Raw genomic sequence first — 15,580 nt, 5'->3', positions numbered from 1 at the left:
ATGGTACAAGCAAAATTTACCCCTATTTTATTAGGTAGTGATATCAATGTTTACGGAATGGCTCGCTCCTTCAACGAGGCTTATGGAATTAAGGTTCAAGCTTGGGCTGCTAGTCAATTAGCAGCAACGCGCTATTCTAAAATTATTGACGTAGAAGTTCATGAAGGCTTTGAAGAAGATCCAGGCTTTATGAACGTTATGAAGCAAAAGATTGAAGAATACAAGAATCATCTAGAACCAGTTATTTTAATTGCTTGTGGAGATGGATACGCAGAATTATTGGCTAAGCATAAGGATGAGTTGAAGGATACTTTTGTTGTTCCTTACATTGATTATGACTTGCTAGAGAAGCTAATTTCTAAAGAAGGTTTCTACGAAATTGCTGAAAAGTATGGTCTTCCATATCCACATACTAAGATTGTGACTATGGATGACTATAAGGCTGAAAATTATTTGAATTTACCATTTGATTATCCAGTTGAATTGAAGCCAGAAGATCCGGTTTCATGGTTGAATTGTCAATTTGAAGGCCGTAAAAAAGCCTTTACTATTCACGATGAGGAAGAATTAGTAGATATCGTTGGTAAAATCTATACCAATGGTTATACTGAAGACTTGATTTTACAAGATTTCATTCCAGGCGATGATTCTAACATGCGTGTTCTTAATGCTTATGTTGATAAAGATCACAAGGTTAAGATGATGTGCTTAGGTCACCCACTTCTTGAAGACCCAACTCCTCAATCTATCGGTAATTACATGGCAATTTTGCCAGCCTTCAGCCAAAAGCTTTACGATACTGTTCAATCATTCCTTGAAAAATTGAACTATACTGGTATGGCTAACTTTGACATTAAGTACGATCCAAGAGATGGAGAATACAAATTCTTTGAGATCAACCTCCGTCAAGGTCGTTCAAGTTTCTACGTAACTTTAAATGGTTATAACTTAGCTAAGTGGTATGTAGATGACTATGTTGAAGATAATTTAAAGGACAAGCCAACAGTTTATGGAAATAAAGACGGTGCTAACTATATGTTGTGGCTTGGTGTTCCAAAGAAGATCTTTAAGGAATATGCTTACGACAACGGTTCAAAACGCCTAGCTGAAAAGTTAATTGATGAGGGTCACTACGGTACCACTGTCTTCTATGATAAAGATCGCAGCTTAAAACGTTGGTTATTGATGCACTACATGTTCCATAACTACTATGCTAGATATAAGAAGTACTACCAAGTAAATAAGGGACAATATTTTGAAGAAGAAGCTAAAAAATTAGAAAAACAAGCTCTTCGTGATGGTCAACAAGAAAACCATGAGAATGAAATTTAATTAGAAAAATACTGCTGAGAATTTTTTACTCTCAGCAGTATTTTTTTTGACTACTTTACTAATTATAGAAAATTTTGAAAATGAGCCTCTCTCTTGCTAGACGTGACTTTTGCTTAATACAATATATATGATCCAAAATGTTAATACCTACAATATCATGTAGTTTCTGATAAAATAGAACCATAGATATTGTGAAAGAAGAGAATAACCATGTTACAACAAGATGCTCAAATTAAATCAATTACTCAAATGACGCTGCCAGAAACAGCCATTAAAAGAGACGGTAGCATCTATCCTTTTGCTCTTTACAAAATTGAAATGGTTTTAGATAGCTTGCATCTGACTGAACATGAAGCAGATATTTTACCTGCTATCCTTCAAAAATTAAATGGTGCAAAGCAGACTTCTACTGAGAAAATAGCAGATGCATTTGTTCAAACATTAATCGAACTCGGCTTTAGTGATGAAGCAAATGCTTATGTTGATTATCGTAGAGAAGACGAGGTCAATTTTAAGAAGCAAACTGAGACTACTAACCGTCTGGGACGTTTAATTCACCATGATCCAACAATTGTTAATGAAAATGCTAATAAAGACTCACGTGTTTTTTCAACTCAGCGTGATTTAACAGCCGGTGTAGTTGGTAAAACAATTGGTTTAACGATGATGCCAGAACATATTGCTAAGGCACACTTGCGTGGCGATATTCACTGGCATGACTTAGACTACACACCACTCAGTCCTTTAACTAACTGTTGTTTGATTGACTTTAAAGAAATGCTAGGTCATGGCTTTACAATTGGAAATGCAAATATTGAATCTCCTCATTCAATCGAAACAGCCACTGCTCAAATGTCTCAAATTATTGCTAATGTTGCTTCTAGTCAATATGGAGGCTGTTCTGCCGACAGAGTAGATGAAGTTTTGGCTCCATATGCTGAAAAAAATTATCACAAGAATATTAAAGAAGCTAGCGAATTTTTTGACGATGAAGAAAAGATCAAGGCTTTTGCAGTTAAGCGAACAAAAAAGGATATCTATGATGCTATGCAAGCTCTTGAATATGAAATTAATACCCTATTTTCAAGTCAGGGACAAACTCCATTTACTACTTTAGGTTTTGGACTAGGAACATCTTGGATTGAACGTGAAATCCAAAAAGCAATCTTAAAGATTAGAATTGAAGGTTTAGGAAAAGATAAGAGAACAGCTATCTTTCCTAAATTAGTCTTTACGCTAAAGAAGGGACTTAACTTACATCCTGGAGATCCAAACTATGATATCAAGGAATTAGCTTTGGAATGTTCTACTAAGCGTATGTATCCAGATATTGTTAGTTATGACATGATTAAGAAAATTACTGGATCATTTAAAGCTCCAATGGGTTGTCGTTCCTTCTTACAAGGTTGGAAAGATCCAGAAACTGGTAAAGAAGTAAATTCTGGTCGTATGAACTTAGGTGTTGTTACTTTAAACCTACCTAGAATTGCCATGGAATCAAAAGGAGATAAAGACTTATTCTGGCAAATTTTTAGAGAAAAAGTCCAAACAGCACATGAAGCTTTGCAAATTAAGGCTAAACGTTGTACTGATGCTGTACCTGATAATGCTCCAATTCTTTATGAATATGGCGCTTTTGGTAAAAGGCTAAATGCAGAAGATAATGTAAATGATCTTTTCAAAAATGGACGCTGTACAGTTTCATTAGGTTATATTGGACTTTATGAAGTTGGTACAGTCTTTTATGGTCCTAATTGGGAACATAATGAGGAAGCGCACCAATTTACTATTAATATTGTTAAAGAACTTCACGATTACTGCGCTAAATGGGAAAAAGAAGATCCAAATCACTATCACTACAGTGTATATTCAACTCCAAGTGAAAGCTTAACTGATAGGTTTTGTCGTTTGGATACTAAAAAATTCGGTTTGGTTAAAGATATTACTGATAAGGAATATTACACTAATTCTTTCCACTACGATGTAAGAAAACACCCAACTCCATTTGAAAAATTAGCTTTTGAAGCTCCATATCCATTCTATGCTGCAGGTGGATTCATTCATTATTGTGAATATCCAAACCTTAAGCAAAATCCTAAGGCACTAGAGGCTGTCTGGGACTGGGCTTATGATAAAGTAGGATACTTAGGAACCAACACTCCAATTGACCAATGCTACAAGTGTGGTTTTAAGGGTGAATTTAAGGCAACCGCTAAAGGCTTTGAATGTCCACAATGTGGAAATCATGATCCAGAAACTTGTGACTGTGTAAAGCGTACTTGTGGTTATCTAGGCAATCCTTTGAAACGTCCAATGGTTCATGGTCGTCATGAAGAAATTGTCCACCGTGTAAAGCACTTGAATATGGGAATGGAAGAAAAGATGGCTAAGGATGAAGTTAGAAAGAATGACGAATACTGATGCCAGAGAAAGATAAGAATAATCAAGAAGGTCCTGATGTTCGAGGAAATTTAATTAAGGTTAATGTTGGTGGAGATACAATTTTTGTTGATTCTAATCAATATAAGCCGCAAGTTGAACATGCTAAAAAATTAAAACAACAACATAGAAAACCGAAGAATCCTAAGCCCCAAGAATGGAAGTCAGAAGAATACTCTAAGCATAAAATTGCTGACTATAAGCCATTTAATTTTGTTGATGGTGAAGGGGTTAGATGCAGCTTATATGTGAGTGGATGCTTGTTTGACTGTCCCGGTTGTTACAATTTAGCAGCCCAGAATTTTAATTATGGACGTCCTTATACTCAAAAATTGGAAGATAAAATTATTGAAGATATGTCTCAATCCTATGTGCAGGGATTAACTTTATTAGGCGGTGAACCTTTTTTAAATACTTGGGTATGCTTGAAATTAATTAATCGTGTGCGTAAGGAATTTGGACATAGTAAAGATATTTGGTCTTGGTCAGGCTATACCTGGGATGAGCTTCAAAAAGAAACTCCTGATAAGAAAGAAATGCTTTCAAAGATTGATATTTTAGTTGATGGACGTTTCATGGATGACTTGAAAGATCTGACACTACAATTTCGTGGGTCAAGTAACCAGCGAATTATTGATGTTCAAAAATCAATCAAGGCTAATAAGGTTGTTATTTGGGATAAACTGGTTAGATAAATTTGATAGAATAAGGGAAACAAGAGAGTTTCTCTTATTTTTTTAGGTGAAAAGATGCAAGAAAAGAATTTGAAATTAGTAGATAAAATTATGACTGCTCTTCAAAGTATCGAAGATCCAGAGTTGTTGATTGATGTAGTCAATTTAGGCTTGATTTATGGAATCGATATTGAGGGAGATCATGCAACAATCAAGATGACCCTAACTATTGTGGGATGTCCCTTATCTACATATCTACAAAACGCAATTGAAAAAGCAGTTTTATCTGTGCCAGAAATAAATAAGTGTGATATAAAGTTAGTTTGGTATCCAGTTTGGAATCCAGAGCGTATGACAGTAGCTGCTAAGAAACAATTAGGGATGCTTGATAATGAGCAAGCACTTGACCAAGAAAATGAAATTGAAGAGACAGAGGAAAAAGAAAAGATAATTGATTTTTCTGTTCCAATAAAAAAGCTGGCTGAAGAATATCCAGATTTTATTCAAATTATGTATGACTGCGGCTTTACAAGAATTAAAATCCCAGGTTTGTTATCTACTGTAGGAAGAGTAATGACAATTCCACTTGGTGCGCAGGCTATGAAGATTGACTTAGATAAAGTAAAGCAGGCGTTCGAGGATAAAGGCTACAAGGTGATTGATTAATGAAAGAACTAGATAAAGAACGACAACAAGCTATTTTAAAAATTTTAAATTTTATTCAAGACGGTGGAGAGCTTGAGGAAGCAAAAAAAATGTTTCAAGCTGCCTTTGATCAAGTTGATGTAGCCGAAATTACTGCGGCAGAAAGAGAATTAATTGCACAAGGTCTTGATCCAAGAAAAATTCAATATTTATGCAATGTTCATGCCGATGTTTTTAAGGGTAATATTAAGGAAAATAAGGAGAATTCTGAGTTTGAAAAACCAGGTCATCCTGTTCATACATTCAAGTTAGAGAATATGGTTCTTAAGTCCTTGGTAAATGACGCCTTATTACCAGACCTTGCTAAGTGGGAAAAGGGAGATAAGGGTGTACTCTCAAAGTTAAGACAGGAATTAAAAGACCTAGCCAAAATTCATTATCATTATGCTCGTAAAGAAACTTCCATGTTTCCCATTATGACTAAATATGGAATTACTGCACCACCGAAAGTTATGTGGGGCGTTGATGATAAAATTAGAAAACTTATCGGTCAAGCTAATTTACTTATTAGTCAAAAAGATATTAATAAGGCTGAAGTGTCTAAGGCAATAAAAGAGACGGCACATGAAGTTCTTGAAATGATTTTTAAGGAAGAAGAAATCATGTTGCCAATGATTGATGAAGTTGCTAGTGAAGAAGACTGGGGTAATGTAAAAAATGAGGAAGAGCAGATTGACTATACTTTGATTCAAAAACCAATGAATTGGAAACCTAAGGAAAAGCCGAAAAGTGATGGGCCTATTTCTATCGATAAATTAAGTAGTTTAGCACTAAATTTTGCAGAAGGGAGCTTAAATTTAGAACAATTATCTGCAATTTTGGACTTATTGCCTTTTGCGTTAACTTTTATTGATGAAAATGATAAAGTAGCTTATTTTGGCGGAGGTGCCAATATTTTTCCTCATTCTAAAAATGCGCTTGGTAATAGTGTTTATTCTTGTCATTTACCTGAGAGCGTACCACGAGTTAAAAAGATTTTTGATGATTTTCATCAGGGGAAAAAAGATAAGTATGAGTTTTGGTTTAAGCCAAGACATATGGGACGGTACTTATACTTACAGTATTTTGCTGTGAGAAAAGACAATAAATATTTAGGCTGTTTAGAAGTTGCTCAGGATGTTACTGATATTAGAAATTGGAAGACAGAAAAGAAATAATTAGAAGACTCTACCTTTAGGCAGAGTCTTTTTACTATCGTGCAAAAATGTTCATTAATTGCTAGACTGAATGTAAGAATATAGAAGAAAAGGGTGAGAAAGTTGCATAGTAAGGGAAATATCCAACCGGATGATGAGATAAAGTTACATTGGCTTCTTTTAGGTGAGTTATTTACCTGGATTGGAGCCAGTTTTATTTGGCCACTAACTTCAGTTTATTTGAATAAAAGACTCCATGTCTCTTTGGCTATGATTGGAATAGTACTTTTGTTTAATTGTTTAGCTAATATGCTTGGTTCATTTATTGCTGGCTGGGCATATGATCATTTCAATCCATACTATTTAATTATTGCCGGCGCTGGCTTAGATGCCTTAGTACTATTTGGGATGGCTGCTAATCATACTTGGCCAATTTATTGGGTTTGGATGACTTTGACTGGTCTCCTGGGCGGCTGGAACGGTGCGTTAATTAATTCAATTGCGACTAGCATCAAGTCTAAGCCCGGTCGATATGTCTTTAATACAATTTATTTTGCACAAAATCTTGGTGTGGTATTAGGGACATTAATTGTAGGTTATATCTATGATTATTCAGTTACAATTTTATTTGTAATTGCGGCCAGTCTTTTTGTGATTGTAAGTATAAATGCAGTCATTAATTATCGACCGATTATTAAGTTTCATTTAGAAAGAAAAGCTCAGCAAAATAAAGATAGTAAAAATAAGGCAACTCCGATGCCTGCTGCCAATCTAAAGCTGACTATTGGCTTTTTCACTACCTTAGCTGTAATTTGGTTGATGTATATGAATTGGGAATCTAACCTTTCAGTTTATATGGTTTCTTTGGGAATTCCTTTTCATTTATATAGTTTACTGTGGACGATTAATGCCAGCATTATTGTGATTGTTCAAGCATTTTTAAGTCGTTTTCCTAACACATTTAAGAACTTGTTTCATCAAGTAGTATTTGGAGTTACTATGTTTGCTATTTCTTTTGTAACTCTAATTTTTGCAAAAGACTATGCTCACTTTGTATTTTCAATGGTTACTTTAACTCTCGGTGAATCAACTGCTATGCCGGCAATGCCTGCCTATGTCAATGACTTATCTCCGGTCGATAGTAAAGGTAAATATCAAGGTTTAACAATTTCAACGTCGGCTGTTGGAAGGGCCTTTGGACCTTTATTTGGAGGCTTAGTTATTGATAAGTTTGGCTATATCAATTTCTTTATTGTTGCTGCAGTTGGGATTTTTATGATGCTGGCAATTATTGTTCCCCTTCATACGAGATTAAAAGGAAAGTTGAAAATATTTAGGTAAACTTTTACATGATTTTTCTTATTAAGTGAAAAGCTTTACAGAATGAAAGCGATCTCTTCTTTTTATGAAAGCGCCATCTTATAATATAAATGTGCGGTAAATGAAAAGGAGATACACGATGAGAAAGATTTCACCTGAAGTTGCAAAACATATGGATAATTTATCTAATGAGGCTGGAGTAATCAGCGCATTAGCAATTGACCAAAGAGGATCATTAAAACGAATGTTAGCTGAGGCAGCAAATAAGCCTGCTGATGAAACAACAATTGTTGATTTTAAGGAAGCTGTTTCTAGTGAGTTGACTCCATATGCTTCTGCCATTTTGACAGATCCGGAATATGGTCTTCCAGCAACTAAGGTTAGAGATAAGAATTGTGGTTTATTACTATCTTATGAAAAGACTGGTTATGACACTACTGAACCAGGTAGAATGTGTGATTTAATTGCCGATCAATCAGCATTAAGAATTAAAAATGATGGTGCCGATGCAGTTAAGTTCTTACTTTACTACGATCCAGACGAAAGTGATGAAATTAACGATAAAAAGAAGGCTTTTGTTGAAAGAGTAGGAGCTGAGACTAAAGTAAATGGATTGCCATTTTTCCTTGAATTATTAACTTATGATGGGAAAATTGATGATGCTAAAGGTGAAGAGTATGCAAAGGTAAAGCCTGAAAAAGTCTTCAAAACTATGGAAGAATTTTCTAAGCCTCAATATGATGTAACAGTTCTTAAAGTTGAGATGCCATTTAATATTAAGTTTGTAGAAGGATATAATGGCGACAACAATGTTGTTTATACTCAAGAAGAAGCAAAGAAATTATTGAAGAAACAATCAGATTTAACTGATTTGCCATATATCTTTTTATCAGCTGGTGTAACTTCAGAAGAATTCATTGCAGAAATTAAGATGGCGGAAGAAGCTGGTGCTAACTTTAATGGTGTTCTTTGCGGGCGTGCAACGTGGAAGCCAGCAATTAAGCCATTTGCTGCCGAAGGAGAAAAGCAAGGTAGGGAATGGCTTTCAACTGAAGGAAAGAAAAATATCGAAAACTTGAATGATGCCCTTAAAGGTGCCAAATCATGGAAAGATAAGTTAGAAATTGAAGAATAATAATTGAATTAACTATCGAAAAACAAGGCCAGAATTGGCCTTGTTTTTTTGTGTATGCATAAGTTTAGACGTAACTTGAAAAAAGTATTTAACGCAATAAAATAAAAAAGAAATTGTTAATTTGGAGGAAAAAATGAAGGGATTAAAATATACAAGTTTGGCTGTTGCTGCATTAACAGCTACTCTTTTAGCAAGTACTAATAATAGTAAAGTTCAAGCTGCTACAGTTGATAAAAATAACACTGTTACAGTTGCTAAATTAGATAAAGAAAAATTACAAGATGCTGTTAACCAAGCAAAAAACTCGGTTAATAATGCTCAAGCAAGCGTAGATAGTAAAAAGAGCGCATTAACTGACGCACAAGCACAGTCAAAAGCACCAAACGATGCTTGTGATGCTCAACAAGCTAAGGTAAATGATAGCCAAAAGAATCTAGCTGATAAGCAAGCTATTGCAAAGCAAGCACAAGATAAGTTAGATAGTGCAAGTGCAGTAGCAAAGCAAGCAACTTCTGAAAATATTCAAAATACTCAAAAGAATATTGCTGCACAGCAAAATGCAATTCAAGCTGCTAAGCAAAATGTCAGTGATGCCAATGCAGATTTAAGTACAGCACAAAGTCAATTGGCGACTGCTAAGCAAAAACAAGCTGATGCTCAAAATTTAGTTAACAGTAAAGAAGCTGCAAAGAAAACTGCTGATAATAATGTTGCTAGCGCTGAAGCTGCTGTTAAAAACAGTGGATTAGATGAAGCAAAACAAAATGTTCAAAACGTTCAAAACGCATTAAAAGAAATTAAGAAAACAAATGCAAATAACGAATCAGTTTTGTCTAAGAATCAAGCTTCTTTAGCTGAAAATAATCAAACGATAGCCACTGTTAATAATAATCTTGCAATGGCAAACAAGGCTCTAGTAGATGCTCAAAACAATGTTAATGCTAAGCAAAAAGCATTGGCCGATGCTCAAAAGGCTTTGAAAGACTTACAAGATCAAGCAAGCGGAGCAGCTGGATTCTTTAAGGCAATTGCTTACAATAAAGATAATTCTGAAAGTTTAAGAGAAGATGCTCAAACTGCATATAATATCATCACTGGTCAACCAAATGCTTACCAGAATATTACTGTAGAATGGGCTAAGGAAGCTGTTAAATTAGGTCAAGAAAACGACTCAACTTCATTAAGTAATATAGAAAAGGCTCTTGGATACTATCAACACTGGATGACATATCGCGATAAGTATGGATTACGCCATCCATCAATTTCTTTGACAGCTGTGGCTATTGCCATGCTTAGCTCTGATTTTCAACATTACTCTGATGAATTTAATCATCCTAGTTTATTAACTAGTAAGTATGGTCCATTTTATAGCGATGAAGAAGATATATCAGCTGGAGAGGTTAATCCAATTGACAATTGGATGAGTGAAAAAGACGATATTGATAAATATATTGAAGGTCATCCAGATGCAGCTGCTTATAGTTTTGAAAGTACCCATCCTCTAACTCAAGATGAGTGGGAAAAAGATGTTGATTTTTGGAACGATAAACCAGTATATATTGGACACTATGCATCCATGATTAAGCCAGATGCTAACTACGTTGGATTGGCTGGAAATGAATATGAAATTCAACCAATGATGAATAATGCAGATAGTATGGATGAAATTATATTTAATCCAATCAATGGAATAGATTTTAATAGTTACCAAAACTTAGTTCAATCCTACTTGAAAGATGTTAAGCAAGAAGATAAGATTAATATCCTTAAAGCTAACGTAGTAACTGCAAATCAAAACCTAGTTGTAGCACAAAATGAAGTTAAATCAGCACAAAATAACGTTCAGAGTCTACAAGCTAACCTAGCAGAATTAAACAATGGTTCTACTAAGATCAATAAGGCAATTTCAGATACACAAGCTGCCCAAGCTAGGGTAGCAGAAACTGTAGCTCAAGCCCAAAATGTTTTATCTGAAGCTACTGCTGCTGTTAAGGCAAGTCAAGCCAAGGTAGATGCAGCCCAAAATGATGTTCAAGCTAAAGATAATAATTTAAAGAGTGTCCAAGCTGCTTTAGATTCATTGAATCAAACTTTGAACAATTTAGAAAATGCTCAATCAAATCTTTCCGCTGCTCAAACAGCTTTGAATAAGGCTAATGATGACGCAACTGCTGCTAATAAGGCAGTTAAAGCTCAACAATTAATCTTAGATACTTTGAAGGAATCTAAATCTAAAGCTGATGCACAAGTTACAAATGCATCAGAAGAACTTAAGAAGGCAGAAGCAGAATTAGCTGCTGAACAAAGTAAGCTTAAAGATGCTAAGGCAAGATTAGACGCATTTAATAAGAAAGAAACTGAAAACAGTCATAAAGAAACTTCTAATGCTGAAAATCCTGTAAAACCAACCAACAAACCTGATACCAGTCATGTTGTAAAACCTTCAGATAAAGCTGATGAAGGTAGCACTGTAAAGCCAACAGAGAAGACGGATTCAAATGGTAAAGCATCAACAACTAATTCATCTGAAACTACTACAACTACTCCTGAGCCAGATGTAAAGGATTCTGATACTGTAGAAGGAAATGTTAAGTCTGATCTTAAGACTGACAATAAGTCTGAAGAAAAATCATCTACTGTTAAGATTGTTGATAATAGTGATAGTTCAGCCGTATCCGTTGTCTTAACCGGTTCAAATACTCCAGTTAAGACCTTTGGAGAAAAGAAAGTTAACGGTACTACTTACTATAAAGTTAGTGCAAACCGCTGGGTTAAAGCTGATAAAGCCCATGTAGTTGCTGTAACTGGTAATGTAACTACTAATAAATTGCCACAAACTGGTGCAAAGAATGAGCTAATTGCAGCTCTTTCTGGATTAGCAGTCGCAGGTACTACTTTGGTTAGTTACCTTGGCATTAACCGTAAGAAAAAGAATAATTAATTTATAAAATTATATATCGATAGAAAAAGAGTTGATAGATCAACGTCGAAAAACGAAGATTATCAACTCTTTTTTATTGTCTAGCAAAACCGGTTCTAACTGAATATGCATCTGAAAAAATACGTGTCATGATTTGTAAGGGTAATCTAGAGCGTACCTCATAATCAGGAAAATAATTGGTTTTTGACATGTAGCCCATAAAAGTCAATGTCGAAAGCGAAGCAAGTTGTCCATTAGGATTAGTGGTAAAGGTAATAGTAGGAACATCATGACGTGATAAATTTTGTGCAGCTTCAACTAATTCGGGAGTATTACCATTTAAGCTAATAAAAATAACCAATGCATCTTCTTTAATTCTTTTAGACGACGTCTTAATAATATTTGGATCCGAATGAAATTCAACATACTTACCTGTTAATTGCAGTTTAACCATAATTTCTTGTCCAATTGATTCCGATAGACCACGTGCGAAAATATAGACCACCTTTGCCTGTTTAGTCATTGAAATACTATCTTCAATGTTACTGTAGCTAAGATTATGGAGAGTATTGTTCATTTCAATTTCATTTTTGGTAATCACACTCTTAATTTTATCGTCTGCATCATTTAAGACATCAAAATTACTATTAGAAAGGTCCTGCAATTTTAGTGACTCTCGGTAAGATGTATAGCCGCTATAGCCCATTTTTTGCATAGTCCTGACGATTGTAGCAGTTGAAACATGAGCAAATTGACTTAATTTAACAATCGACATTTTTGCAATTTTTTGTGGATTTTTTTGAACTGTTTCCCACAAATGGAGTTCTGCATTACTAAGATCATTATTTTGCATGTATGTACCCTCTCTGTAAAACTTTACAACTTATTTAATAAAACGCTTTCATTTTAGAAAAACCTTACCTTCTTATCTAAGTATACTAATAATGTAAGCGGTAAGAAAAGGAGAAAAGCTCATGATTTATACAATAACACTTAATCCAGCAATTGATTTGGTAATTATTACTAAAAAATTAGAGCCAAATATTGTTAATAGAACTGAGAACTTTGAGCTTCAACCTAATGGTAAGGGTGTAAATGTATCATTTATTTTGAAAAAAATGGGTATAGAAAATGTGGCGACCGGAATCGGAGGCGGCTTTACACTTGATTACATTACAGCAAGTTTAACAGAAAAAGGCATCAGCAATAATTTTCTTAAGGTTGAGGAACCGACTAGAATTAATGTCTTTACTCGGGTAATAGATCAAAATCGAGAATATAAAGAAGTAAATCCTGGTCCAGAAGTAAGTGAAAAAGTTCAAGAGCAATTTTTAAAGTATTTAAGGACAACGCTAAAAGAAAGCGATACTTTAATTATTTCAGGAAGTTTTTCTAGAGGGATTAACCAAGACTACTTAGTTAAAATTGCCAAAGTTATGGCTGATAAAAAAGTAAAACTAGTAATTGACTCTAGTTCTAAGTCAGTTTTAGATACTTTGCCTTATCATCCTTATTTACTAAAACCAAATGATCAAGAATTAGCTAGTTTTTTTGATTTAAATGAAAAATTGGATCAAGAAAAAATTATTAAACTAGCTAGAAAGCTGATTGATGCCGGTTGTAAAAATGTTTTAGTCTCTCTTGGAGATTCGGGAGCGGCCTTAATTGATAAGAATCATGCTTATTTTGGTAATGCTCCTAAAATTTCAGTCATCAACACAGCTGGAGCTGGAGATACCATGCTCGGTACATTTATTGGAAAAAAAGAATTGGGATGTAACACGATAGAGGCATTGAAATTGGCAATAGCTGCTGGTAGTGATACTGCGAGTCGCATGGGACTAACAGATTTTGAACTAGAAAAATATTTAAATGAGATTCACGTAAGTGAAGTTAAGTAATAGAAGGGATGAAAAAGATGACTCAATATGATTTAGTCGGAGCAACTGGGTGTGCAACTGGTGTAGCACATACTTTTATGGCTGAAGAAGCATTAGAGAAAGCTGCTGAAAAATTAGGGTATTCAATTAAAATTGAAACCCATGGTCAAACTGGTGTTGAGCATGAACTTTCACCAGAAGAAATAAATAATGCTAAGGGCGTAGTGATTGCTTCAGATGTAGATGTTGATCCAGACCGTTTTGCTGGTAAAAGAGTGGTAATTGTACCCGTTGCCAAAGGAATAAAAGAACCAGAGACACTAATTAAGGAAGCACTAAATCCCGATACACCTATTTACAAACCTGGACAATCAGCTAAAAAATCTTCTACAGCTGGAAATAGCGCTGAAAATTTAGGAACTAAAATTTACACATCTTTAATGAATGGTGTTTCCCACATGTTACCTTTTGTTGTAGCAGGTGGTGTGCTAATTGCTGTCTCATTTTTCTGGGGAATTTATTCTGCTGATCCTAAGAGCAGTCAGTATAATCAATTTGCTTATATGTTAAATACAATTGGTAGTACAACAATGGGCTTGATGGTCCCAGTTTTAGGTGCTTTTATTGCTGAAGCGTTAGCTAAAAGATCAGGCCTAGTCGTTGGTTTTGCGGCTGGGATGATTACAAGTGTTGGCGGCGGTGGTTTCTTAGGAGCTATTATTGGTGGTTATCTAGCAGCAATTGTAGTTCTCTTACTTCAGAGATTGTTAAAACCACTTCCTGATAAAGAATTTAGAGGACTAAAGTCAATTTTTTTACTTCCAGTTTTAGGTGTATTCATTACTGGTGCAATTATGTTTTGGTTAAATGGACCAATTAAAGCAATTAATACGGGTATGATGTCCTGGTTAAAGGGATTTGAAAATTCTAGTCCGATTCTTCTAGGTATTATTATTGGTGTAATGTGTGCATCTGACTTTGGTGGACCAATTAATAAGGCTGCTTATGTAACAGGTACAGCCTTACTAGCACAAGGTAACTACTACTTTATGGCCGGTGTATCTGCTGCATGTATTGCTCCACCTTTAGCAACTGGCTTTGCAGTTTTATTAAATAAGAAGGCATATTCCAAGAATGAACGTACAGCTGGTTATGTTAATTTTCTACTAGGATCAACCCATATTACGGAGGGTGCTATTCCATTTGCTGCAAAGCATCCTTTATGGAATATTCCTGCATTTATGGTTGGATCATCAATTGCGGCAGCTTTGACTTATATCTCTAAAATTCAAGTTCCAGCCCCTCATGGTGGATTTATTATTTTGCCATTAGTTAACAAACCATTTTTATGGGTATTATGGATCGTAATTGGTTCATTCATTTCAGGAATCTTATTAGCTTTGATTGCTGGTAGATTTGCAAAAAGAGAGCCAGAATTTGAAGATGGCCATGATCTAGATGTATTTGGTAAAGAAGAAAATATCGAAAAGCCTAAAACTGTAGAAAAAGATAAGGCTGTTACAGACTATAATCCAAATGATATTTTGGAAACGCAAAATATTGAAGTAAATGTTGATGTATCAAATAAAGACTCAGCTTTAAAATACTTAGCTAATTTAGCAGTGAAAAATGGTTTGGCTACTAGTAGTCAGGCTGTCTATGACAAGTATTTAGTTCGTGAAAAAGAAAATTCTACTGGAATGACAGATGGCTTTGCTATCCCGCATGCACAATCTGCAGCTATTAAACAGTCATCTATGTTAATTTTAAAGCTAAAGAACCCGATTGAGTGGGATTCTTTAGATGGACAAAAGATTGATACTGTAATTTCATTTTTGGTTCCTGAAAAGGATAGTAAGAAGCATTTACAATATTTGTCTAATACGGCTAAATTGTTAACACATCAAGATTTCATTGAAAAACTAAAAAAAGCTCAGACACCAGAAGAAATTAAAAATTTATTTACTAACAACTAAAAAATAAAACTGCCAGAAATAGTAGTTTTATTTTATGTTTAATCATAGACTAATAATTTTAAT

Annotated in this window: 11 protein-coding genes; 10 read left to right on the top strand and 1 reads right to left on the bottom strand. The window is 34.6% G+C overall.

The features are described 5' to 3' along the window. The 8 genes from HMPREF0528_RS06660 to HMPREF0528_RS06625 all read left to right on the top strand — a co-directional run bounded on the left by HMPREF0528_RS06660 (position 1) and on the right by HMPREF0528_RS06625 (position 11,682). The gene (locus tag HMPREF0528_RS06660) at positions 1-1,332 is read left to right on the top strand and encodes a carboxylate--amine ligase (protein WP_004896091.1); all 1,332 of its coding nucleotides are present in this window, start codon (positions 1-3) and stop codon (positions 1,330-1,332) included. 210 nt (positions 1,333-1,542) lie between these two features. Next, a complete protein-coding gene (gene nrdD / locus HMPREF0528_RS06655; protein WP_004896090.1) occupies positions 1,543-3,753 on the top strand; it encodes an anaerobic ribonucleoside-triphosphate reductase in 2,211 nt (736 codons plus the stop codon). Then, positions 3,753-4,466 carry an anaerobic ribonucleoside-triphosphate reductase activating protein gene (gene nrdG / locus HMPREF0528_RS06650; protein WP_004896087.1) on the top strand — a complete coding sequence of 238 codons (714 nt, stop codon included), beginning with the start codon at positions 3,753-3,755 and terminating at the stop codon, positions 4,464-4,466. The genes nrdD and nrdG overlap by 1 nt, the downstream gene beginning before the upstream one ends. 54 nt (positions 4,467-4,520) lie before the next feature. Further along, positions 4,521-5,111, top strand: coding sequence for an iron-sulfur cluster assembly protein (locus tag HMPREF0528_RS06645; protein WP_004896086.1), 591 nt, complete (start codon positions 4,521-4,523; stop codon positions 5,109-5,111). Continuing rightward, positions 5,111-6,307 carry a DUF438 domain-containing protein gene (locus HMPREF0528_RS06640; protein WP_004896085.1) on the top strand — a complete coding sequence of 399 codons (1,197 nt, stop codon included), beginning with the start codon at positions 5,111-5,113 and terminating at the stop codon, positions 6,305-6,307. Before HMPREF0528_RS06645 ends, HMPREF0528_RS06640 begins: the two co-directional genes overlap by 1 nt. 102 nt (positions 6,308-6,409) lie before the next feature. Beyond that, entirely contained in the window at positions 6,410-7,627 is a 1,218-nt protein-coding gene (locus HMPREF0528_RS06635) for an MDR family MFS transporter (protein ID WP_034525293.1), read from the top strand. Positions 7,628-7,745: 118 nt separating this feature from the next. Continuing rightward, positions 7,746-8,741 (top strand): tagatose 1,6-diphosphate aldolase, encoded by a 996-nt coding sequence (locus tag HMPREF0528_RS06630; RefSeq protein WP_004896080.1) that lies wholly within the window; start codon positions 7,746-7,748, stop codon positions 8,739-8,741. A 133-nt stretch (positions 8,742-8,874) separates the two neighbouring features. Further along, positions 8,875-11,682: an LPXTG cell wall anchor domain-containing protein gene (locus HMPREF0528_RS06625; RefSeq protein ID WP_004896078.1), complete on the top strand. Its 2,808-nt coding sequence runs from the start codon at positions 8,875-8,877 to the stop codon at positions 11,680-11,682. A 73-nt stretch (positions 11,683-11,755) separates the two neighbouring features. Here the strand turns inward: HMPREF0528_RS06625 and HMPREF0528_RS06620 are convergent, their stop codons facing one another. Next, on the bottom strand, positions 11,756-12,514 hold the full coding sequence (locus HMPREF0528_RS06620) for a MurR/RpiR family transcriptional regulator (RefSeq protein ID WP_004896075.1): 759 nt from the start codon (positions 12,512-12,514) through the stop codon (positions 11,756-11,758). Between the two features lie 121 nt (positions 12,515-12,635). Here HMPREF0528_RS06620 and pfkB point away from each other — a divergent pair, with 121 nt between their 5' ends. Next, a complete protein-coding gene (pfkB, locus tag HMPREF0528_RS06615; RefSeq protein WP_004896074.1) occupies positions 12,636-13,562 on the top strand; it encodes a 1-phosphofructokinase in 927 nt (308 codons plus the stop codon). Positions 13,563-13,579: 17 nt separating this feature from the next. After that, positions 13,580-15,517 (top strand): fructose-specific PTS transporter subunit EIIC, encoded by a 1,938-nt coding sequence (locus HMPREF0528_RS06610; protein ID WP_034525292.1) that lies wholly within the window; start codon positions 13,580-13,582, stop codon positions 15,515-15,517. The last annotated feature ends 63 nt before the right edge of the window (positions 15,518-15,580 follow it).

The organism is Lactobacillus johnsonii ATCC 33200 (genome assembly GCF_000159355.1).
GTDB classification, from domain to species: Bacteria; Bacillota; Bacilli; order Lactobacillales; family Lactobacillaceae; genus Lactobacillus; species Lactobacillus johnsonii.
This window is presented reverse-complemented; position numbering and strand designations above follow the sequence as displayed.

What these genes read in the sequence shown, in the direction of transcription:
- HMPREF0528_RS06660 (WP_004896091.1), top strand. Translation starts at nt 1, where the DNA reads ATGGTACAAGCAAAATTTACCCCTATTTTATTAGGTAGTGATATCAAT.
- nrdD (WP_004896090.1), top strand. Translation starts at nt 1,543, where the DNA reads ATGTTACAACAAGATGCTCAAATTAAATCAATTACTCAAATGACGCTG.
- nrdG (WP_004896087.1), top strand. Translation starts at nt 3,753, where the DNA reads ATGCCAGAGAAAGATAAGAATAATCAAGAAGGTCCTGATGTTCGAGGA.
- HMPREF0528_RS06645 (WP_004896086.1), top strand. Translation starts at nt 4,521, where the DNA reads ATGCAAGAAAAGAATTTGAAATTAGTAGATAAAATTATGACTGCTCTT.
- HMPREF0528_RS06640 (WP_004896085.1), top strand. Translation starts at nt 5,111, where the DNA reads ATGAAAGAACTAGATAAAGAACGACAACAAGCTATTTTAAAAATTTTA.
- HMPREF0528_RS06630 (WP_004896080.1), top strand. Translation starts at nt 7,746, where the DNA reads ATGAGAAAGATTTCACCTGAAGTTGCAAAACATATGGATAATTTATCT.
- HMPREF0528_RS06625 (WP_004896078.1), top strand. Translation starts at nt 8,875, where the DNA reads ATGAAGGGATTAAAATATACAAGTTTGGCTGTTGCTGCATTAACAGCT.
- HMPREF0528_RS06620 (WP_004896075.1), bottom strand. Translation starts at nt 12,514, where the DNA reads ATGCAAAATAATGATCTTAGTAATGCAGAACTCCATTTGTGGGAAACA.
- pfkB (WP_004896074.1), top strand. Translation starts at nt 12,636, where the DNA reads ATGATTTATACAATAACACTTAATCCAGCAATTGATTTGGTAATTATT.
- HMPREF0528_RS06610 (WP_034525292.1), top strand. Translation starts at nt 13,580, where the DNA reads ATGACTCAATATGATTTAGTCGGAGCAACTGGGTGTGCAACTGGTGTA.